Source organism: Massilia sp. Bi118 (genome assembly GCF_918697865.1).
GTDB lineage: Bacteria > Pseudomonadota > Gammaproteobacteria > Burkholderiales > Burkholderiaceae_D > Telluria.
Map to the genome: position 1 here is coordinate 323,768 of NZ_CAKKMV010000004.1, position 21,322 is coordinate 345,089.

General features: G+C 65.7%; 20 protein-coding genes. 8 read left to right on the plus strand and 12 right to left on the minus strand.

Annotation, left to right across the window (positions count from 1 at the left end; translation table 11 throughout):
• Window positions 1-452: 452 nt before the first annotated feature.
• The 3 genes from LQV39_RS08320 to LQV39_RS26355 form a co-directional block, all read right to left on the minus strand.
• On the minus strand, window positions 453-1,616 hold the full coding sequence (locus tag LQV39_RS08320; RefSeq protein WP_230023278.1) for a site-specific integrase: 1,164 nt from the start codon (window positions 1,614-1,616) through the stop codon (window positions 453-455).
• Window positions 1,617-1,742: 126 nt separating this feature from the next.
• The gene (locus LQV39_RS08325; protein WP_230023281.1) at window positions 1,743-3,023 is read right to left on the minus strand and encodes a phosphatidylserine/phosphatidylglycerophosphate/cardiolipin synthase family protein; all 1,281 of its coding nucleotides are present in this window, start codon (window positions 3,021-3,023) and stop codon (window positions 1,743-1,745) included.
• Window positions 3,020-3,151 (minus strand): hypothetical protein, encoded by a 132-nt coding sequence (locus tag LQV39_RS26355; protein WP_290368561.1) that lies wholly within the window; start codon window positions 3,149-3,151, stop codon window positions 3,020-3,022. The genes LQV39_RS08325 and LQV39_RS26355 overlap by 4 nt, the downstream gene beginning before the upstream one ends.
• Window positions 3,152-3,321: 170 nt before the next feature.
• On the opposite strand from LQV39_RS26355, the gene LQV39_RS08330 reads away from it, so the two are divergent.
• Window positions 3,322-3,600: a hypothetical protein gene (locus tag LQV39_RS08330; RefSeq protein ID WP_230023284.1), complete on the plus strand. Its 279-nt coding sequence runs from the start codon at window positions 3,322-3,324 to the stop codon at window positions 3,598-3,600.
• Window positions 3,601-3,608: 8 nt separating this feature from the next.
• Here LQV39_RS08330 and LQV39_RS08335 read toward each other — a convergent pair whose 3' ends face one another.
• Window positions 3,609-6,095, minus strand: coding sequence for an alpha/beta hydrolase fold domain-containing protein (locus LQV39_RS08335; RefSeq protein WP_230023287.1), 2,487 nt, complete (start codon window positions 6,093-6,095; stop codon window positions 3,609-3,611).
• A gap of 154 nt (window positions 6,096-6,249) precedes the next feature.
• Here LQV39_RS08335 and LQV39_RS08340 point away from each other — a divergent pair, with 154 nt between their 5' ends.
• Window positions 6,250-6,627, plus strand: coding sequence for a hypothetical protein (locus tag LQV39_RS08340; RefSeq protein WP_230023289.1), 378 nt, complete (start codon window positions 6,250-6,252; stop codon window positions 6,625-6,627).
• On the opposite strand, the gene LQV39_RS08345 is transcribed toward LQV39_RS08340, so the two are convergent.
• From LQV39_RS08345 to LQV39_RS08360, 4 genes are all read right to left on the minus strand, one after another.
• Entirely contained in the window at window positions 6,628-6,972 is a 345-nt protein-coding gene (locus LQV39_RS08345) for a four-helix bundle copper-binding protein (protein WP_230023290.1), read from the minus strand. It lies immediately after the preceding gene.
• A gap of 75 nt (window positions 6,973-7,047) precedes the next feature.
• Window positions 7,048-8,346 (minus strand): amidohydrolase family protein, encoded by a 1,299-nt coding sequence (locus tag LQV39_RS08350; RefSeq protein ID WP_230023292.1) that lies wholly within the window; start codon window positions 8,344-8,346, stop codon window positions 7,048-7,050.
• On the minus strand, window positions 8,343-8,972 hold the full coding sequence (gene pnuC / locus LQV39_RS08355; protein WP_230023294.1) for a nicotinamide riboside transporter PnuC: 630 nt from the start codon (window positions 8,970-8,972) through the stop codon (window positions 8,343-8,345). Before pnuC ends, LQV39_RS08350 begins: the two co-directional genes overlap by 4 nt.
• A 68-nt stretch (window positions 8,973-9,040) precedes the next feature.
• Window positions 9,041-9,541, minus strand: coding sequence for a pyridoxamine 5'-phosphate oxidase family protein (locus LQV39_RS08360; protein ID WP_230023296.1), 501 nt, complete (start codon window positions 9,539-9,541; stop codon window positions 9,041-9,043).
• Between the two features lie 180 nt (window positions 9,542-9,721).
• On the opposite strand from LQV39_RS08360, the gene LQV39_RS08365 reads away from it, so the two are divergent.
• The 6 genes from LQV39_RS08365 (at window position 9,722) to LQV39_RS08390 (ending at window position 16,925) form a co-directional block, all read left to right on the plus strand.
• Window positions 9,722-11,002, plus strand: coding sequence for a glycosyltransferase (locus tag LQV39_RS08365; RefSeq protein WP_230023297.1), 1,281 nt, complete (start codon window positions 9,722-9,724; stop codon window positions 11,000-11,002).
• 12 nt (window positions 11,003-11,014) lie between these two features.
• The gene (locus tag LQV39_RS08370) at window positions 11,015-12,172 is read left to right on the plus strand and encodes a glycosyltransferase family 4 protein (RefSeq protein WP_230023299.1); all 1,158 of its coding nucleotides are present in this window, start codon (window positions 11,015-11,017) and stop codon (window positions 12,170-12,172) included.
• Window positions 12,173-12,260: 88 nt separating this feature from the next.
• Window positions 12,261-13,889 carry an L-aspartate oxidase gene (gene nadB / locus LQV39_RS08375; RefSeq protein WP_230023301.1) on the plus strand — a complete coding sequence of 543 codons (1,629 nt, stop codon included), beginning with the start codon at window positions 12,261-12,263 and terminating at the stop codon, window positions 13,887-13,889.
• A 112-nt stretch (window positions 13,890-14,001) separates the two neighbouring features.
• Window positions 14,002-14,901, plus strand: coding sequence for a DMT family transporter (locus LQV39_RS08380; protein ID WP_230023303.1), 900 nt, complete (start codon window positions 14,002-14,004; stop codon window positions 14,899-14,901).
• A gap of 93 nt (window positions 14,902-14,994) precedes the next feature.
• The gene (locus LQV39_RS08385; RefSeq protein ID WP_230023305.1) at window positions 14,995-15,912 is read left to right on the plus strand and encodes an NAD-dependent protein deacetylase; all 918 of its coding nucleotides are present in this window, start codon (window positions 14,995-14,997) and stop codon (window positions 15,910-15,912) included.
• Entirely contained in the window at window positions 15,909-16,925 is a 1,017-nt protein-coding gene (locus LQV39_RS08390; protein WP_230023306.1) for an alpha/beta fold hydrolase, read from the plus strand. Before LQV39_RS08385 ends, LQV39_RS08390 begins: the two co-directional genes overlap by 4 nt.
• 3 nt (window positions 16,926-16,928) lie before the next feature.
• Here the strand turns inward: LQV39_RS08390 and LQV39_RS08395 are convergent, their stop codons facing one another.
• The 4 genes from LQV39_RS08395 to LQV39_RS08410 form a co-directional block, all read right to left on the minus strand.
• Entirely contained in the window at window positions 16,929-17,537 is a 609-nt protein-coding gene (locus LQV39_RS08395) for an NUDIX hydrolase (protein ID WP_230023510.1), read from the minus strand.
• An 8-nt stretch (window positions 17,538-17,545) separates the two neighbouring features.
• A complete protein-coding gene (nadC, locus tag LQV39_RS08400; protein ID WP_230023308.1) occupies window positions 17,546-18,421 on the minus strand; it encodes a carboxylating nicotinate-nucleotide diphosphorylase in 876 nt (291 codons plus the stop codon).
• Window positions 18,418-19,554, minus strand: coding sequence for a quinolinate synthase NadA (gene nadA / locus LQV39_RS08405; RefSeq protein ID WP_230023311.1), 1,137 nt, complete (start codon window positions 19,552-19,554; stop codon window positions 18,418-18,420). The genes nadC and nadA overlap by 4 nt, the downstream gene beginning before the upstream one ends.
• Window positions 19,555-19,657: 103 nt before the next feature.
• Entirely contained in the window at window positions 19,658-21,259 is a 1,602-nt protein-coding gene (locus LQV39_RS08410; protein ID WP_230023314.1) for an ABC-F family ATPase, read from the minus strand.
• Window positions 21,260-21,322 lie beyond the last annotated feature (63 nt).

Genomic DNA, 21,322 nt, shown 5'->3' on the forward strand with positions numbered 1-21,322 from the left:
TTCAAAATTTCGTGACGCGACCGGGAAATCATGGGCTGTCGATACGTGACCCGTGGGATCGGAAGAGCTGCACCAGGGACGATGAGAATGGCTAGCCTTCAATGTTGAATAAGTTCCTTGCACAGAACCCAGGCACAAGAAATCAAGCGGCCACATCCGACGCCAAATTGTCGAAAAGCATATAGGTGCTGTATCTGAGAAGGTGATGTAAACCCTGTGACGCCGTGAGCGACAAAGAAAAGATTACGTAACCATGATGACGCAGCTGTTAAAAATCGCCATTTCTGCGTCGTCATACGATTTAGGTCCAAGGTGTCATTAATTTTACGTACGAGCGCTACTGCACCATGGCGCAGTGAACGGCGACGGCGACGGGTCCGGCTCAATCGCGCATAATCTATATTATGTCAAATATGCTTTTCGTAAAGCCGCCCAACAAGGGGCAGCACAGCTCAAAGCACGCTCTTCCCGTTCACCGAACGGATGATCTCGTCATGCCGCTCATTATCGGTCTTGTGCAGATAAGCCGCGGTGGTCGCGATGTTTTCATGCCCCGCCGTGTCCTGCAGCGTCTTCAACTGCACCCCGTTGTTGGCGTGGTTGGTCAGCATGCTGTGGCGCAGCCAGTGCGCCGACGCCTGCCGCAGTGTCGCAGCCGTATCCTGATCGCCTTTCGCATCGGCGGCGCGCGCGGCGTCGGCGAAAACGGCCTTGATCGCTTCGGCCGCGGCTTCGTCGGTGATCCGCGCCGGTTCGCGCGAACGGCTGGAGAGGACCAGCGGCATGCGGTCCGTGCGGCTGGTTTGCGGCAGCAGTTCGAACGCGACGCGGTAGGACTGGAAAGCTTCCAGCATCTCGGGCGGGACCGGCAGGCGGCGCGGCTTGTTGCCTTTGCCGACGACGTCCAGCCACCAGCGGCCGTTGCCTTCGGTGTAGATCGAACCCATTGATGCGCTGACGATCTCGTTCAGGCGGGCGCCCGTGTGCGCAAAGGCGATCAGCAGGAAGCGGTCGCGCGCGCGGCGCCTGAAAGCCGCCGGCGTGTCGGCCGGACGGCTGGAAACCGTTTCCAGCGCGAGCGCGATCGCGCCCTGGGTCAGGTAGCGCGTAATCCGGCTCGCGGACGGCGCCTTCACGTTGCGAACCAGCGCGCCAGGGTTCCGGCGCAGATAGCCGGTCTGCTCGGCAAAGCCCATCAGGCCTTTCACCGCAATCATGGCCTGGCGCCGGCTCGGATCGGACAGCGGCCCGGTGAACGGCCGGTAGCGCGGATCGCTGCGCGGCCACTTGGTTTTCGAGACCCATTCCGGTGGCGGATTCTTCAGGAATTCCTTGTAGTTGTTGAGGTCAGCAACGTTCAGCTGGGCCAGGGTCTTTTTGGCTTCTTCGCGGCACCAGGTCAGGAAGCGGTAGAGTTCCTTCTGCGAGTTCTGGATCGACTTCGCGCTCAGCTCGCCGTGGGCGATGAATTCGCGGGCCAGTTCGATGTCGGTGGTGGCCTCGGTGATCGCATCTTCCGCAAGCCGGTACATCTTGACGTGCGCGCGGCCGCTTGGACCGGTCGTGATCTCTTCCGGTGCTGACGGACCCAGGTCGATTGGGGTAAAGTTCGGCATGGTGCGAGTGAAAAGGGCTGTATCTTTGTACAGTATAACACTTTGCCAATGTCGATATTGAACTCGACAATATATTTGGTAATGTCGAGTTAAAGAAATGGGTTCGCGATGCTCGGCCGGCAGCTTTTACAGCTGCGATCCCAGCAGTCCGGCGGCCCGGTCCAGTATCTCGTCCTGCCACGCCCGGTTTCGCCAGTCGTCCAGGCCTATCCTTTTGGCGCGCTCCAGGTCGGCCTCGAATACCGCCGTCTGGCGCCTGGCGAATCCTGCGTCGAAGACATCGAGATTCGCTTCGTCGTTGATGGCGAACGAGCGCGGATCGAAGTTGGTCGACCCCACCGTCACCCAGATGCCATCGACGATCATCATCTTCACGTGGTACATGGTTTGTTGGTATTCGTAGATCTCCGCCCCTGCTGCCAGCAATGGTCCCCAGCGTGACCGGGATGCACGCCGCACGACGTTCCAGTCGATATTCTCCCCTGGGACGATGATGCGCACGCGTACGCCGCGCCGCGCCGCGGCCGCAAGCTCGGCAATGGCCGCTTCGTCCGGCACGAAGTAAGAGGCGCTCAGGTCGATGGTTTTGGCGGCGGCCGCGATCGACATCAGGTAGAGCAGCTGCATGCTCTGCGCCCCGCCTCCTGGCGACGCGCTGAACATGTGCGCCCGCACGCCCTCCCCCTTCTGCTGTTCGGGAAAAAAGGCGTCGCCGTGCAGGGCTTCGCCGGTGGCTTCGATCCAGTTGTCCGCGAAAGTGGCTTGCATCTGCGCCACGACCGGGCCCGTCACCATGAAATGGGTGTCGCGCCACTCGTTGGGACCGCGCGCGTCGCCCCGCCATTTGTCGGCAATGCCGACGCCGCCGGTGAATCCTGTCAGGCCGTCGACCACCAGCAGCTTTCGGTGAGTCCGGTTGTTCAGCCTTTGCAGGTTGTACCAGCGCGGCGCATGGTAGCGCCGCACCTGGGCGCCACTCTCGCGCAAGCGTCGCAGCTGGGCGGCGTCGATCTGCCCGCCCACCCAGTCGAGCAGGACGAGCACCTTGACGCCCGCGCGGGCGCGCTCCGACAGAACGTCGACGAATTCGCGCGCAATGCTGCCCGAAAAGAAGATATAACTTTCGAGGGTGATGCTGCGGCGCGCGGACCGCATCGCGTCCAGCATGGCGGGAAAGATCCGGTCGCCGTTGATCAGTTCCTCCACCTTGTTCCCGCTGACCAGATCGGGGCCGAGCAAGACGCCCATCGTGCGCACGAACTGCGGGTCGTGGGTGGAATGGAAGCCCTGGATCGGCCGGTCAATCTGCTTGTCGCCCAGGCTGAGGTTGAACACCAGCAGCGCCACGAAGACCGTGCAGGCCGACACGAGCAACGCACGCAAGCACCGTTTGGCGCGCGGCTTCATGCACCGATCCATCCCGGTGCGGCGTCCTCGAAGCGCGGCAACGCCCCGTCTTCGCTCGGCGCCGGGTCGAACGCCACCCTGCCGCGGGCCGGCGTGTAGCGAAGAGCATTGTCGAACAGCTTACGCATCAGGATGCACGCACACGGGTCTCCGGCTTATGGCAGGTCTTCCTGGTATGGTAGCGTGAGTGGGCGGCTCGTGCGTTCAGGCGTGCGCTAGTCCCTCCTTCAAGCGTGCTGCACTCTTTTCTGGCGTGCGGGAGAATTGCTTCACCACGATCGTATTGAAAGGGCCAGGCATGAGCATCACCGTCAACAACACCACCCCGGACACCACCCGCATCACCCTGGTCGGCGAACTGCAGGATGGCAGCTTCAAGGCCAAGGTCATGCCGGAAACCGATGTCCCCTACACGCCCTACTGGGACCAGCAGCTCGAGCAGCGCATGATCTACATCCAGCCGGATCCCGAGCAGCTGGAGGCCATCGTCACTGCCCTCAACGAGCGGCGCCTGAGCCTGGACCAGTTGCAAAGCTTCGGCAGCGCGGGCGGCGGCACCTCGGATATCCCCGTCTGATCGGCGGCTCAGGGCGCAGCGGGCACCGGCTTTTCGTCATGCTCGACGTGGCCTGCGGCGATGCTCGCGTCCCCTTCCCCGCCGCGCGCCGCCAGCCGCTCCCGGGCAAATTCTCCTATCGTGTCGATGGCCGAGCGCGCGCTGGCCAGCTGCGCCCCCTGCAGCTGGAAAACGTGCCAGCGCTGCTCGAAGACCTCGAGCCCGCAATCGACGCCACATGCCTGCGCGTGCGCGGCCAGGCGCTGCGCATCGCCTAGCAGGATTTCGTCGCTGCCCACCTGGATCAGGAGCGGCGGGAAACCCGCCAGGTCGGCAGCAAGCGGCCTGTGTTCCGGCGCGTCCGGCGGGCAGGCATAGGCGCCGAAGGCTTGCCGCAGCCAGGCCGGGCGCAGCATCGGGTCTATCCCTGCCCTCGCCTCGATGCCGGGGTCTGACACGTCCATGTCGGCGCCCGGCGACAGCATGGCCGCCCCGGCCGGCAGTTCCCGCTGCCGCAGACGCAGGCGCAGCAACAAAGCCATCGCCAGCGCGGCGCCGGCCGAATCGCCCGCCACCACGATCTGGTTCGCCCGCAGGCCGCCGGCCAGCAGCGCGTCATAACAGGCGACGGCGTCGTCCAGGGCCGCGGGATATGGATGCTCTGGCGCGAGGCGGTAGTCCGGCGTCCACACTGGTACACCGGACGAACGCGCCAGCCGTGTCGTCAGGCCGCGATGGCTCCATGTCGAGCCCAGGCAGAACGCGCCGCCGTGCAGATACAGGATGGCGCCCGCGGACGCATGCCGCGGCAGCGCCAGGACTGCCGGCACGCCGCCCAGCATGCACCGTTCACGCCCGACCCTGAGCGCTGCCGGCATCAGTAGGCCGAGCACGTCGACCACCCGGCGCTGTGCATGCAGTCCAAGCGGCGGCCCCACGAGCGGCCGGAACACCGCGCGCAGCAGCAGCCGGTTCTGTGCCGCGAACACTTCCTCCAGGCGCGAGGGCGGCGGCAGCACCCTGGTTTCATAGGGGACGGCGCCGGGCCGCGTGAACTGGTAGGCGCTCAGGCGCGCATGCCTGGCCAGCCAGCGGTAGCTCAGCGTGAAGCCGGGCCAGTTGACGGTGTTGCGGCCATTCGCATCGAGATACCAGCTGTTGCAGCCGACCCAGGCGCTCTTCTCGAGCCGGGCCTGAATCGACGCATTGAACGCCCGGTGCGGCGCAGCCTGGACTTCGATCTCCGTCGCGCCGCTTACGCGCCGTGCTTCCAGCGCCCGCAGCACGTGGGCGAACTGGCTCTCCAGCATATAGATGATCGAGTTGTGCCCGAGGTTCGTGTTCGGTCCGTACAGCATGAAGAAGTTCGGGAAGCCCGGCACCGTCATGCCCAGATAGCTCGAGGCGCCGCCGGCCCATGCCGCGGTCAGATCGAGGCCGCCGCGGCCGGTGATGCGCATCGGCGCCAGGAAGCGCGTCGCCGCGAAGCCGGTGCCGTAGACGATGACATCGGCCGCGTGCCGCTTGCCGTCGGCGGTTTCGATGCCGTCCGGGGTGATGCGGACGATGCCCTCGGTGACCAGTTCGACGTTCGGGCGGCTGAAGGTTTCCAGGTAGTCGCTGGACAGCAGGACACGCTTGCAGCCGATCGGGTAGTCCGGGGTGAGCCTGGCGCGCAGCGAAGCGTCGGGCACCTGGCGCGCCAGCATGCGGCGGAACGGCATCCCGGCGGCCACCTGCAGGATCCACCGGGCGCGCGTAAACGCCAGGGCCCGCGATTCGTACTGGCTGTAGATGATGGCGCGGTGCAGGCGCATGGTCCAGGGCATCGCTTTGAATAGCGCCTTGCGCCAGGCCGGGTATGGCTTATCGGGACGCGGGATGATCCACGACGGCGAGCGCTGGAACACCGCCAGGCTCGCCACGGATGGCGCAATCGCCGGCACGAACTGGGTGCTCGACGCGCCGGTGCCGATCACGGCGACGCGTTTGCCGGCAAGCGAAACACCATGATCCCAGCGCGACGAATGGAAGGCCGGTCCGCGGAAGCTCTCGATGCCTTCGATCCGCGGAAGAATCGGATTGCTCAGCTGCCCGGTCGCCGTGATCAGCGTGCGTGCGGCCAGTTCCTCGCCATCGCGCAGGCGCACCCGCCATAAGCCCGCGGGCTCGTCGAAAGCCGCTTCGCTGACTTCCGCATGGCAGCGCAGGTGATCGGCCAGTCCATATTTGTCCGCGCAGTGGCGCAGGTAGGCGTGAATCTCGTCCTGGCTGGCGAAGCGGCGCGACCAGTCCGGATTCGGCTCGAAGGAAAAGGAGTACAGGTGGGACGGCACATCGCAGGCGGCGCCGGGATAGGTATTGTCGCGCCAGACCCCGCCGACACCCGCGCCGCGCTCGAGGATCAGGAAATCGCGGATGCCCGCACGCTTCAGCATGACGGCCATGCCGATGCCGCCAAAACCGCCGCCGACGATCAGGACCTCGTGGACCTGTGCTGGTATGGATGCGCCCATCTCTCCCCCCGCGATTGTTCGCTTTTTATTAACGAACATGCTAACGGTAGACCGGGATTTGCGCCAGCGTCCTACAGCACACCGCTGTCCGCGCCGACAGCATGCAAGCAGGCGCCGGGCGATAATCGCTCATCATGCAAATGGGAGAGCAACCATGAGCGCATCAGAGAGCAAGAACAGCGATTCCCCCGCACTGGGCATCGGCGGGGCCACCAGCGGCGAGGCTGGATCCACCCTCACCCACGAATCCATGGCCGAAACGGGCGGCAGCGGCGGCGACGCCCTGACCAAACCGCGTGACGAGGAAATCGCCGGCGCGGGGGTATCCGGCAAGACCCAGGGTGACAAGCTTCAGCACGCGGTCGATGCCGCAAGCGGACCGGAAGGCGCCGGCACCGCGGCTACCGCGACCGCACGTGGCGCCCAGGACACACGCAGCCAGCAGGCCGGCATCCAGGAGACCGGACTCGGCACGCCAGAGACCGGCGGCAACCAGTCGGAAGCCGACCTGGCGCCGCCGCATCATCCCTGATCAGGGCGCGCCGTCCATCGCGATGCAAGCCTCCGCGCAGCGGCGGCAGGCTTGCGCGCAGGCCTGGCAGTGGTCCATCTGGTGCTTGCTGCATTCATTGCTGCAGGCCGTGCAGATTTCTGCACACAGGCGGCACAGTCGGGCCGCGAAGTCGCTGCCGCGCGCCATGTAGCCGGCAGCTAGTCGGCAGATCGCGGCGCAGTCCATGTCCAGCGCGATGCAGCGCGCCATCATTTTCACGTCGTCTTCCTGCAGGCAGGCCGTCGAGCAGTTGTCGCAGGCCGCCGCGCAGGCGTTGCAGGCGTCGATACAGGCCTGGTATTCCGGGTGCTGAAAATCGGACATCTCATCCTCCGTCGAGTGATAGGCGTCCAGCCTAGCACGCGACAGAGAATGGATTCGTACGAATGAACTCCGGGCTCAGCGGCTTGCGGACGAGCCCTTGACGACTGCCCCGCCCTTCATCACGAACTTCACGCGGGTCAGCTCGGCCGGGTCCTTCAGCGGATCGCCGTCGACGGCAATCAGGTCGGCATATTTGCCGCTGCTGACCGAGCCGATGCGGTCCTTCCAGCCCAGCAGGTCGGCGGCGTTGATGGTCGCCGCCTGGATAGCCTGCATCGGGCTCATCCCGTACTGGACCATGTAGTGGAACTGCCGCGCGTTGTCGCCGTGCGGGTAGACGCCGGCGTCGGTGCCGAAAGCCATCTTGACGCCGGCCTTGAAGGCTTTGCGGAAGTTGTCGCGCTGGAGCTGGCCGAGCGCGCGTTCTTTGTCCAGCGATTCCTGCAGCATGCCGGCCTTGGCGCCTTCCTGCAGGATGTAGTCGTCGTTGTAGATGTCCATCACAAAATACGTGCCCTTTTCGCGCGCCAGGCGGATGCCTTCGTCGTCGACCAGGCTCGCATGCTCGACCGAATCGACGCCGGCCAGGATGGCGTCGCGGATGCTGCTGGCGCCGTGCGCATGCGCGGCCACGCGGCGGCCGAGCTTGTGCGCTTCCTCGACGATGGCCTTCATTTCCTCCAGCGTGAACTGCTGGGCGCCCGGTTCGTCGCCTTTCGACAGCACGCCGCCCGAGGCGCAGATCTTGATGGTGTCGGCGCCGTACTTGGCCATTTCGCGCACCTTGGCGCGCGCCGCCCACGGGCCGTCGGCCACGCCGTTTTCGGTGTAATGGAAATCGTGCGGCAGCAGGTTGTTGTCGCAATGGCCGCCCTGGATGCCCAGCGCGTAGCCGGCCACGCGCATGCGCGGCCCTTGCAGTTCGCCCTCGTTGATGGCGTCGCGCAGGGCGATATCGCCGAAACCGCTGGCGCCGACGTTACGCACGGTGGTGAAGCCGGCGTTCAGCGTCACCTGGGCCGAATGGGCGCCGTACATGGCGGCACGGATGTCGGACACGCCCAGCGAGGCGTAGCCATGCTGGTTCGGGTTGCCAGTCAGGTGGACGTGGGCGTCGACCAGGCCGGGCAGCACGGTGGCGCCCGACAGGTCGACCACTTCCGCGCCGGCCGGCACGCTCACGCTGGCACTCGGCCCCACGGCGGCGATGCGCTCGCCCTTGATCAGGATGGTCTGGTTCTCCAGTACCTTGCCGGCGACCACGTCGACCAGCTTGCCGGCGCGGACGACGACGACATGCTCGCCCGAGGCGGCGTGGACGGAAGCGGCAATGCCGAGGGCGGCCAGGGTGGCTGCGATTGCTTTCAGTTTCATGGGCGGATGTTCTCGAGGGATGGCGGCGCGGCCAGCTTGTGCCAGTTGCGCCAGGAAACCAGGGCGTTGATCCAGAAGCCGGCGTACAGGACGGCGGTCAGGTGCAGCCCGCGGCTGAAATACAGCGGTGTGGCGATCGTGTTCACCAGCAGCCAGAAGCCCCAGTTCTCCACGCGGCGCTGCATCATCAGCAGCTGACCGATGATGCTGAAAACCAGCACGGCGGAATCGATGAAAGGCGCGTAGGCGTTCGTGAAGTGGTGCAGTATGGCGCCGTAGGCGGCGGTTGCACCCAGGCCCAGCGGCAGGATCCACAGCAGGCTGTTGGCGCCGGCGTGGGTGACGGGCAGCGGTTCGCCATGCTGGCCGCGCAGCCACTTCCACCAGCCGATGATGCCGGTGACGACGAAGAACACCTGCAGCGCGACGTCGGCGTACAGCCGGTTCTGTGCGAACAGGAGACCGAACAGCGCGGTGCCGGCGATGCCGGTCCACCAGGTGTGGACGTTATTCCGTCCGGCGAGGACGATGGCGACCGCCGTAAAGACGTTGGCCGCCAGCTCGAGCGGTGCGGTTGCGGCCAGCGCCGCATAAATGCTCGCCAGTCCCTGCCCTGCCTGGTTCATTCGCGCTCCTGTGAAGAGAAGCGTGTACTGTACGTCAGCAGACGGGACTATTGCAAGAGAGGAACGCTTTACTCCAGGCGGATCGTCTTGTGTTCGCTGTCGAGATCCGGCTTGTCGCCGGTGATGGCGGCCTTGGCCATGGCGAAGATCCGGACCATTTTGCTGTCGTTCGAATCCCAGTATTCGGCCGAGTGCGGATCGACGCGGATCAGGACCACGTGCTCGTCTTCGGGGCCGGCCGGGAACCAGGCCTGCACGGCGGAGTTCCACATGGCGCGGATGCGCTCGCGGTCGACCACGCGCTCGGCGGTGCCGCTGACGGAAACATAGAGGCTGTTGTCGTTGTCGGCAAAGCCGAGGTTGACCTGCGGGCGGTGGGCGATGCACTCCCATAGCGCGGTCAGGGTCGAGGTGTAGAACCAGATCCCGCCTTCGTCGTCGACCTGCTGCTGGGTCATCGGCTGGCTCAGCAGGTGGCCGTGGGGGTCCTGCCAGGTGAACATCGGGAAGCGTACGTGCTTGACTTTCTCGGCCAGCTTGGCCACTTCTGCGGCGTGGTGGGTGCTCATCGGATTGTCCTCATGGTGAAGTATTTTTACCCATCTTAGCGACCGCAAGAATCCGGGTCGGTGCGGCGGCGAACCATCGAAGCACAGCTTTTTTGAGACCCATCAACGATGCCAACAAGCGCGAAAAACGCACGATGGGCCGGAAATATAATTGCGGTTTAGCGCCGGAGTCCATGCCGAATGAACCGCATCCACCGCCATGCACAGTCGTTTCCGGACCTGGCCGGGATGGGTGGGCAGCATCCGCCGGCCGTGGACGACGCGGGGCTGGCCGAAGCAGCGAGCGGCAAAGCGCACACACGGACCAGGCTGGTGGTGCATCTGGTCGAATCGCTCGCCAGCGCCAAGCTGGACATGGATCTCCTGAACCTGATCCGCCACCTGCCGGACGAACGCTACCGGCATACCATCCTTTGCCTGCGCGACCAGGGCGACTACGAAGCCGGCCTGCGCGAGCATGGGGTGGACGTCCTCAACCTGCACCAGCGCGATGAAGGCCAGCTGCCCTGGCGGCAGCTCTACCGCGTGCTGCGCACCCTGCGGCCCGACCTGATCCACACCCGCAATTGTTCCGGCCTTCCCGCCCAGCTGGTGGCGGCGCTGGCCGGCGTGCGGCTGCGCGTGCATGCCGAGCACGGGCGCGGACTGGCCGGCCGCGGGCGCATCGGCGTGCGCGACCGGCTGCTGCGGCGCCTGCTGTGTCCGCTGGTCGACCACTTCATCGCCGACAGCAGCGATCTCGAACACTGGCTGGTCGATGCCATCGGCGCCGAACCGATGCGCGTCTCGCAGATACCGAATGGGGTCGACAGCGTGCAGTTTCATCCGCGCCTGGGGCCGGCCGCCGCCGTCGGCCCGGCCGGCTTCATGCATGACGGCGTATTCGTCATCGGCAGCGTCGCCCGCATGGATGACAGCGCCGGCCACGCAAGCCTGGTCGAGGCCTTCCTGCGCCTGATCGCCTCACCCCATCCCGCCCACCAGCGCCTGCGCCTGATGATCATCGGCGACGGTCCGGCCCGCGCCGAATGCCAGGCAATGCTGAACCGCGCCGGCGCCGGCGCACGCGCCTGGTTGCCTGGCGCCCGCGGCGACACCGCCCAGCTGCTGCGCGCGATGGACCTGTTCGTGCTGCCGGCTTTGCAGGAGGACCGCTCGAACGCGATCCTGGAAGCGATGGCCAGCGGCCTGCCGGTGGTGGCGACGGCGGTCGGCTGCAATAGCGAGCTGGTGCATGCGGGCTTTACCGGCATCCTGGTGCCGCCGCTATCGGTGGAGCTGCTGGCGGCGGCGGTGTCGGACTATTGCAGGATTCCGGAAATGGCGGCGCGGCATGGCGCACGTGCCCGCAGCCAGGTGATCGCCAGGCACAGCATGCCGGCGATGGCGCGCGACTATCTTGCCGTCTACGATGGGCTGACCGGCGCCGAAACGCCGGAATCTCCCAGGCGCGAGGCTTGAGCGGGCCCTTGCATGCGCGTTCTGCACCTGCTCGACCATTCCGCGCCGCGGTGCAGCGACTATAGCCGGCGTACGCAAGCGCTGCTGCAGGGTTTGCGCATGCAGGGCGTGCAGACCGTGCACCTGACCGGGCCGGGGCATGCCGCCGGGGAAGCTGCCGGTGAGGGCTGGCATTTCTACCGTACGCCTGTGTTGCGCCGGCTGCCTTTGGTTGGCCGCGCCGAGCCCGGTTCGCGTCTTGGCGCGGCGATGTCGACGGCGGCGCTGGCGCTGCGTCTGCGGCAGGTGGCAAAGCTGACCCGGCCGGACCTGATCCACGTCCATCTGCCGAGTGCGAATGCGGTCGCGGCATGGCCAGTGGCGCGGCTGGCGAAGATTCCCCTGGTGGTGGAGGCCGAGCGGCGCGGACAGGCAGCGCCAGCTTTTCCGTTTGCGCGGGCGGAGCGCTGGGCGCTTGGGTCTGCCCATGCGATTGCGGCAGGCACTGCGCAGGTCCGTGCCGCCCTGCGGGCCGATGGGCTGGTCGGGCGGACCATCGCGGTGATTCCGCCGGCGCCCGACCTTCCTCCCGGACGGCTGGCCAGCGCCAGGATGCCGGACCTGCTCGGCGCGCCCTTGCTGGCGTATGCCGGCGGACTGATGCCGGATGATGGTCTCGATCTGTTGCTGGCGGCATTGGCTCAATTGCGCCGGCAGCATCCATCGCTGCGGCTGCTGGTTGCTGCCGGCGGCCCCGAGGAGGCGCGCTTCGAACGGCGGCTGGGCCAGTCCTCCCTGCGCGGGCATGTCGTGTTCGCGGGGCCACTGTCGTACCGGCGGGCGGCCGACGTCCTGCCACGGGCGGATATCGCGGTGTTCCCGGGGCTGGAGCGCCGGCCATTCTTCGAACCGTCCCGTCACTTGCTCAATGCGATGGCCCAGGGTTGCGCGGTGGTCGCATCGGACCTGGCCTGTCATCGCGAGTTGCTGGTGCACGGTCACAGCGGCATCCTGTTCGAAGCGGGCAAGCGGGACGGACTGGTGAAGGCGATCCAGGCGCTGCTTGCCGAGCCTTGGCGTATCGATGCGTTGGGCAGGGCGGCTTGCGAGTTCATGCGTACGCGGCGCAGCTGGGAGTTGATGGCCACACGCTACCGGCAAGTGTATGAGAAGGTGCTGAGTAAATCGTGATGCATCACGTTAATTGACGGTCGATGGCACTCCAACAATCGAACCACAAATCGTCTATAGTGATGCCTCTTTACAAAATCAAAGCATTATGAAATTTGATGTTGCTATCGTCGGCAGCGGCCTGGCCGGCCTCTCCGTTGCCCTCCACCTGGCACAGACCCGCAAGGTCGCCATCATCTCCAAACGCGAACTGCTCGACGGCGCCAGCAACTGGGCGCAGGGCGGCATCGCCGCCGTCCTCGATTCCGGCGACAGCCACGACCAGCACATCGCCGACACCCTGGTGGCCGGCGCCGGCCTGTGCGACGAGGCGGCCACCCGTTTCATCGTCGAGCACGGACGCGAAGCCATCGAATGGCTGATCGAGCAAGGCGTGCCCTTTACCCGCGACGAAACCGCGGAACTCGGCTTTCACCTGACCCGCGAAGGTGGCCACAGCCAGCGCCGTATCATCCATGCCGCCGACGCCACCGGCCACGCGGTGCAGGTGACGCTGGAGCAGAAGGTGCGTGCGCACCCGAACATCGCGCTGTTCGAGCACCACTGCGCGATCGACGTCATTACTTCCGACAAGCTGGGGGCGACCGGCGTCCACAGCGGCGCCCCGAGCCTGGTCGGCCAGCCGCGCTGCTACGGCCTCTACGTGCAGGACGAGAAAAGCGGCAAGGTGCTGACCTTCGAAGCGGAGCATACGGTGCTGGCCACCGGCGGCGCCGGCAAGGTTTACCTGTACACGACCAACCCGGACACCGCCACCGGCGACGGCATCGCGATGGCCTGGCGCGCCGGCTGCCGGGTGTCGAACATGGAGTTCATCCAGTTTCATCCGACCTGCCTCTATCACCCGTATGCGAAGTCCTTCCTGATCAGCGAAGCGGTGCGCGGTGAAGGCGGCCTGCTGAAGCTGCCGCCGGAAGCCGGCACGGCCGCGGGCACGCGCTTCATGCCGGCCCACGACGAACGCGGCGAACTGGCGCCGCGCGACGTGGTGGCGCGCGCCATCGACTTCGAGATGAAGAAGCGCGGCCTGGATTACGTCCACCTGGACATTTCACACCAGCCGCCCGGATTCATCCAGGAACACTTCCCGACCATCTACGCGCGCTGCCTGGAGCTCGGCATCGACATCACGAAGCAGCCGATTCCGGTGGTGCCGGCCGTGCACTTCACCTGCGGCGGCGTCGTCACCGACCTGGCCGGCCGCACCGATATCCCGGGCCTGTACGCGGTCGGCGAAACGGCCTATACCGGCCTGCATGGTGCGAATCGTCTGGCGAGTAATTCGCTGCTGGAATGCCTGGTGGTCGGCCGCGCCTGCGCGCACCAGATCGCCGCGGCGCCGTCCGCCGCGTTGCCCGCGCTACCGGCCTGGGATGAAAGCCGGGTCACCAACGCCGACGAAGAGGTCGTTATTGCCCACAACTGGGACGAACTGCGCCGCTTCATGTGGAATTACGTCGGCATCGTGCGTACCACCAAGCGCCTGGAGCGTGCGCATCACCGCATCCGCCTGCTGAAAGAAGAGATCGACGAGTATTACCGCAATTTCCGCGTCACCAATGACTTGCTGGAGCTGCGGAACCTGGTCGAGGTGGCGGCGCTGATCGTCAAAAGCGCGCTGTCGCGGCATGAGAGCCGCGGGCTGCATTATTCGCGGGATTATCCGGATACTTTGCCGAAGGCGCTGCCTAGTGTGTTGACGCCCCGGCGCCGGTAATACGTCGTTCCCGCGCAGGCGGGAACCCAAGTTCGGCGCGGATTACCGGCCTAACTAACACCTATTCACGCAAACTTGGGTCCCCGCCTCCGCGGGGACGACGGCCGGGTAGATGAACCAAAAACTTTCCCCCTCCACCATCCTCCTCCTGACGGTCCCGCCCCTCCTCTGGGCCGGCAACGCCATCGTCGGCCGCCTGGTGCGCGAAGCCGTGCCGCCGATGACGCTGAACCTGCTGCGCTGGCTGATCGCCCTTGTCATCCTGCTGCCTTTGGCCCGCGCCGCCTTCCGTCCGGGCAGTGGCGCTCTGAGCAACTGGCGCCGCTACGCGCTGCTGGGCCTGGCCGGCATCGGTCTGTACAACTCCTTTCAGTATCTGGCGCTGCAGACATCTACCCCGATCAACGTGACCCTGGTCGCGTCCGGCATGCCGGTGTGGATGATGCTGGTAGGCAGGCTGTTCTTTGGCGTGCCGGTACGGCGCTGGCAGGTGGCCGGCGCGGTCCTGTCGATACTCGGGGTGCTGGTGGTGCTATGCCGCGGCGACGTGCACCAGCTGCTGGGCCTGCGCCTGGTGGCCGGCGACCTCTACATGATCCTGGCGACCATCGCCTGGTCCTTCTACAGCTGGATGCTGCTGCAGCCGAAAGACGAGCCGGCGCTGCGCGGCGACTGGGCGGCCTTCCTGGCGGTTCAGGTGGCCTATGGTCTGTTGTGGTCCGGCCTGTTCAGCGGCATCGAGTGGTCGATCGGTGCGCCGGCCATCGCCTGGAGCGGCAAGCTGGCGGCGGCGCTGCTGTTCGTCGCCGCCGGTCCGGCCGTGCTGGCCTATGCGCTGTGGGGCGCCGGCATCCGCCGCGCCGGGCCCGGCATCGGCGCCTTCTTCGTCAACCTGACGCCCTTGTTCGCGGCCTTGCTCTCATCGGCCTTCCTGGGCGACTTGCCGCATACCTATCACGGCCTGGCCTTCGCCCTGATCGTGGGCGGCATCGTCGTTTCCAGCCGGCGCTGAAATTCGGCTCCAGCTCACGGCTCTCCTGCGCGACCAGCCTGGAAGCAAGGTGTTACGATCTCAAGGGAAGAAGCCCAACGAGGAAACACCACAATGGCAGAAGGTTTTACCGTCCATGACCACGCTGCGCACGATCATGCGGCACAGCTGGCGGAATTCCTGGATCGCCACCCGCGCGCGCTGGTGCTGACGGGCGCCGGCCTGTCCACCGCCTCCGGCATTCCCGATTACCGCGACCGCGACGGCACCCGCCGCGGCCGCCCGCCCATCCACGGGCCGGATTTTCGCAAGTACGAGCATGTCCGGAAGCGCTACTGGGCGCGCAGCATGATCGGCTGGCCGGTGCTGTCGAAGGCGCGGCCGAACCCCGGCCACTTCGCCATCGCCGGCCTGGAAAAGATCGGCAACATCGGTTCGGTGCTGACCCAGAATGTCGACGGCCTGCATGGCCAGGCCGGCAGCCACGGCGTACTCGAGCTGCACGGCAATATCCACTCGGTGGTCTGCCTGGAATGCTCGGCGCTGTTCCCGCGCGCCTTCGTCCAGGGGCAATTGGCCGATGCCAACCCGCACATGCTGCACGCCGAGGCAACACCCTTGCCGGACGGCGACGCCTCGGTCGAGCCGGCCGAGCTGGCCGACTTCCGCCTGCCGCACTGCGTATGCTGCGCCGGTACCCTGATGCCGAACGTCGTCTTTTTCGGCGACAACGTGCCGGCGGCGCGCACCGCCATCGCCCTCGACCAGATGGAGCGCGCCGATGCGCTGCTGGTGGTCGGGTCCTCGCTGATGGTGTATTCGGGGTTCCGCTTCTGCCGCATGGCCCGGGCCAGCGGCAAGCCGATCGCTGCCATCAATCTCGGCCGCACGCGCGCCGACGATCTGCTCGACATCAAAATCGAAGAATCCAGTGAACAGCTCCTGCCCCTCGTGCTCGAGCTGCTCGAACGGACCCGCTCTGGAGACAAGAAGAACACACCATCCATTCAACTTGACGGGGGAACATTGTGACGAACAAGATCAAAGGCTGGCAAGCCGGTGCGCTGGCGGCCGGTTTGGGCCTGGCCGCATCATTTTTCTACGTGCGCGCGAAAACCAGGGAGGCCGAGGCCGAGAATCCGCCCCAAGGGCGCTTCGTAACGGTCGATGGCGTGCGCCTGCACTACCTGGAAAAGGGCGAAGGCCCGGTACTGGTCCTGCTGCACGGGAATGGCGTGCTGGCCAACGATTTCGAGCACAGCGGACTGCTGGACCGCGCCGCCGAGCACTACCGCGTGATCGCCTTCGACCGCCCGGGCTTCGGCTACAGCGAGCGTCCGCGTACCAAGGTCTGGACGCCGCAGGCCCAGGCGCGCCTGCTGCGTCATGCGCTGCAGGAGCTGGATGTCGAGTCCGCCATCATGCTGGGCCATTCCTGGGGCACGCTGGTGGCGCTCTCGATGGCCTTGGAGGCGCCCGATTTCGTGCGTGGCCTGGTGCTGCTGTCCGGCTATTACTATCCGAGTCTGCGCCTCGATGCGCCGCTGGGTTCCGGCCCCGCGATTCCGGTGATCGGCGACCTGATGCGCTACACAGTGTCCCCGCTGCTGACCCGCATGATGTGGCGGCCACTCACGAAACGGGTGTTTTCGCCGATGCCGGTGGCCGACGCCTTCCGCGCGATGCCGCCCTGGATGGCCCTGCGGCCGAGCCAGCTGCGCGCCAGCGCGGCCGAAAGTGCGCTGATGGTGCCGGCGGCGATGTCGCTCGCCAAGCGCTATCCCGAGCTCAAGGTGCCGGCGGTCATCGTCGCCGGAACCCAGGACAAGATCGTCGACTTCAGCCACAACGCGGAGCGCCTGAACGAACGGATTCCAGACAGTGAGCTGCAACTGCAGCCTGGCGTCGGGCACATGACGCATTATGCGCATCCGGACCAGGTCATGGCAGCGATCGAGTCGATCGCGTCAAAGGTCGGGGAGCATCTGTACCCGCGCACGCCGCAAGCAGAGGCGCTGGCGCGGGCCAGCGAGAGCGGGGTCTGAGGCTTAGCGCGCCGCCAGCCAGGCGCGGGCGGCGCGGATGATGGCGGCGTCGTTCGGATGCACCGCGATCTCCTCCAGGCGGCTTGCAGGCACCAGGTGCACGGCCTGGGTCTCCCAGCCCATGGCGGACGGACAGCCGGCAATACGCTTCGCGATGTAGTAGCGGGTGTAGGTCTTGGTGCGCGGGACGTCGATCAGGAAGGCGTCCAGGCGCACCAGCAGACCGGATTCCTCGTAGACCTCGCGGATGGCGGTCTGCTGCAGCGTGCCGCCCGGGTCGACGCGGCCTTTCGGGAAGGTGGTCGTGTAGCCGCCGTAGCCGTTGGTCGGCGAGACCAGCCAGACCCGGCCGTCATCTTCGATCACGACGGCGCCAGCCGCTGCGCGCATGCCCGGCGGCAGGGTGAACGGCGGTTCGTCGACGCCTTCGTCTGCATCGGGCATGCCGGGCGCAGGAGATAGGCTGAGGCCATTCAAGCTGGCCGGCATCTGGCAGACCGGCACGGCCGTTGCCAGCGCGCCCGGCTCCGCCCAGTGCGCCGAGGGCGTGGCCGAGCTGGGACGGTGGATGACGACGAGCTCGCCGTCATCGTTGCGGCAGGGATGGTGCATCACGGCGGTCAGCCGACGATCCTCAGCGAATAATCAGTCGCCCGCACATCCTTGGTCAGGCTGCCGATCGAGATCCGGTCGACGCCCGTCTCGGCGATTGCCCGCACGGTCTGCATGTTGATGCCGCCGGAAGCCTCGAGCAACGCGCGGCCCTCGTTGATGCGGACCGCGTCGCGCATCATGTCGAGGTCAAAATTATCCAGCAGCACCGAGACGGCGCCGGCCGCCAGCGCCTCTTCCAGCTCGGCAATCGACTCCACCTCGACCTGGATCGTCACGCCTGCGTTCAGCGCCGTTGCCGCCTGAAGCGCAGGGGTGATGCCGCCCGCCGCCGCGATATGGTTTTCCTTGATCAGGATGCCATCGTACAGCGCCATGCGCTGGTTGGCGCCGCCGCCCACGCGCACCGCGTACTTCTGTGCCTGGCGCAGGCCCGGCAGGGTCTTGCGGGTGTCCAGGATTCTGGCGCGGGTACCGGCTACCACATCCACGTACTTGCGCGTGGCGGAGGCGACGCCGGACAGCAGTTGCAGGAAGTTCAGGGCCGCGCGTTCGGCGGTCAGCAGCGAGCGCGGCGAACCTTCGATCGTGCAAACCACGCTATCCGCGGCCATCGTGTCGCCTTCGGCATACTTCCAGTCGATCTCGATGTCCTGGTCGACGGCCAGCATGACGCCCTCGAACCAGGGCGCGCCGCACAGCACGGCTTCTTCGCGGACGATCACGCGGGCTCGGGCGCGCGGGGCCGAAGGCACCAGCTTGCCGGTCAGGTCGCCGGTGCCGATGTCTTCGAGCAGCGCAGCCAGCAGGTTCTGCTCGAAGGCGGCCTGCAGTTTCTCATCGAATGCGCCTTCTTCGGCGTGGGGGTTGCGCAGGGTGCTCATGCGGGGCCGATTCCATTAAACAGTTTGCTTTCCTGCTCCAGCGAACCGGTCGGCAGGGCCTTGGCTTTCTTGGCGGCGGCGAAATCCAGCATGCGGTCGATCGCCTGCTTGGCTTGTCTGCCGATTTCCGGATCGACGTGAATCTCCTTATCGCCTTTTTCAAGGACGTCGGCAAGGTTCTGCAAACCGTTCATCGCCATCCACGGGCAGTGCGCGCAACTCTTGCAGGTGGCGCTGTTGCCGGCGGTCGGCGCATCGATGAAGTGCTTGCCCGGTGCGGCGGCGCGCATCTTGTGCAGGATGCCGTTGTCGGTGGCGACGATGAAGGTGGTGGCGTCCATCGTGCGGGCGGCATCGATCAGCTGGGTGGTCGAGCCGACTGCATCGGCCTGTTCGACGACGTTGCTAGGGGATTCCGGGTGTACCAGCACTTTCGCGTCCGGATACTGGGCGCGCAGCAGGTCGAGTTCGATGCCCTTGAATTCGTCGTGGACCAGGCAGGAACCCTGCCACATCAGCATGTCGGCGCCGGTCTTCTTCTGGATATAAGAACCCAGGTGGCGGTCCGGGGCCCACAGGATTTTCTTGCCCTGCTTGTGCAGGTATTCGACGATATCGAGGCCGATCGACGAAGTTACCATCCAGTCGGCGCGCGCCTTCACGGCGGCGGAGGTATTGGCATAGACCACCACGGTGCGGTCCGGGTGCTGGTCGCAAAAGGCGGCGAATTCGTCGGCCGGGCAGCCCAGGTCCAGCGAGCAGGTCGCGTCCAGGTCCGGCATCAGGATGGTTTTTTCGGGGCTGAGGATTTTTGCCGTCTCGCCCATGAAGCGCACGCCGGCGACGACCAGGGTTTTAGCCGGATGATCGCGGCCGAAGCGCGCCATTTCCAGCGAGTCGGAGACGCAGCCGCCGGTTTCCTCGGCCAGGTCCTGCAGGTCGGCGTCCACGTAGTAGTGGGCCACCAGCACCGCTTCCTTCTCTTTCAGGAGGCGGCGGATGTGGTCTTTCAGGGCTTCCTTCTCAAGCGCCTCGACGGGCGACGGGACGCGTGCCCAGGCTTCCGAGGTCGAGCATACGCCGCCTACGGGGCGGTCGTATTCGAAGGTTTTGATTGGAGCAATGGTATTCATATCAATGTCACCATGGTTTCGTGGGCACGGGGTGCCCACCCTACGACGAATGTAGGGTGGGCACCCCGTGCCCACGCTATTTTTATGTTTGCGTCACAAAAAATTATTCGAGACCCTGGCTCTTCAGGTAATCCTCGTAATTGCCCTGGAAGTCGACCACGCCGTCTTCCTTCACCTCGAGAATGCGAGTCGCCAGCGAGGACACGAATTCGCGGTCGTGCGACACGAAGATCAGGGTGCCGGCGTACTTGTCCAGCGCCACGTTCAGCGACTCGATCGATTCCATGTCCATGTGGTTGGTCGGCTCGTCCAGCATCAGCACGTTGTGGCGGCCCAGCATCAGCTTGCCGTACATCATGCGGCCCTTCTCGCCGCCGGACAGCACGCGCACCGACTTCTTGACTTCGTCGCCGCCGAACAGCAGGCGGCCCAGGATCGAGCGCACGGCCTGGTCGTCGTCGCCTTCCTGGGTCCAGTTACCCATCCAGTCGGTCAGGTTCAGGTCGGTAGCGAATTCCTCGGTCGGATCCTGCGGCATATAGCCCGGATTCGCGTTCTCCGCCCACTTGATGCGGCCGGTGTCGGCATCCAGGCCAGTGATCTCGTGCCCCCCGATGCAGCGCAGCAGCGTGGTCTTGCCGGCGCCGTTAGCGCCGATGATCGCGACGCGCTCGCCGGCTTCGACCATGATCGAGAAGTTCTTGAACAGGGTACGGTCGTAGGCTTTCGACAGGCCTTCGGTCTCGACGGCCAGGCGGTGCAGCTTCTTCTCGCCCTCGAAGCGAACGAAGGGATAGGCGCGCGACGACGGCTTGAACTCCTCGATCTTGATCTTGTCGATCTGCTTGGCGCGCGAAGTCGCCTGGCGGGCTTTCGACTTGTTGGCCGAGAAGCGGCGCACGAATTCCTGCAGCTCGGCCACTTTTTCCTTGGCCTTGGCATTGTTCGCCAGCTGCTGGTTCCTAGCCTGGGTCGAGGCTTCCATGTAGTCGTCGTAGTTACCCGGATAGACCTTCAGGGTGCCGTAGTCCATGTCGGCGACGTGGGTGCAGACCGAGTTCAGGAAGTGACGATCGTGCGAGATGATGATCATCGTCGAGTTACGCTGGTTGAGCATGTCCGCCAGCCAGGAAATCGTGTGGATGTCCAGGTTGTTGGTCGGTTCGTCCAGCAGCAGGATGTCCGGATCCGAGAACAAGGCCTGGGCCAGCAGCACGCGCAGCTTCCAGCCCGGCGCCACGGCGCTCATCAGGCCCTGGTGCAAATCGGTGCCGATGCCCAGGCCCAGCAGCAGTTCGCCGGCGCGCGCTTCGGCCGAATAGCCGTCGTATTCGGCGACCTTGCCTTCGAGCTCGGCGGCCTTCATGTAGTCTTCGTCGGTCGCTTCCGGGTTTGCGTAGATCGCGTCGCGCTCGGTGATCGCGTTCCACAGCTCGGTGTGGCCCATCATGACCACGTCGAGCACGCGCACGTCTTCGTAGGCGAACTGGTCCTGGCGCAGCTTGCCGAGACGCTCGCCCGGGTCGAGCGAGACGTTGCCGCCGGACGGCTCGAGGTCGCCGCCGAGGATCTTCATGAAGGTCGACTTGCCGCAACCGTTGGCGCCGATGAGGCCGTAACGGTTGCCGTCGCCAAATTTGACGGAGATGTTTTCGAAGAGCGGCTTGGCGCCGAACTGCATCGTAATGTTGGCTGTACTGAGCACTGGGAACCTTCCTGCGGGGGTTTTCGATTAACCGCGCATTTTACCACTGTGCAGAGCGCCCGG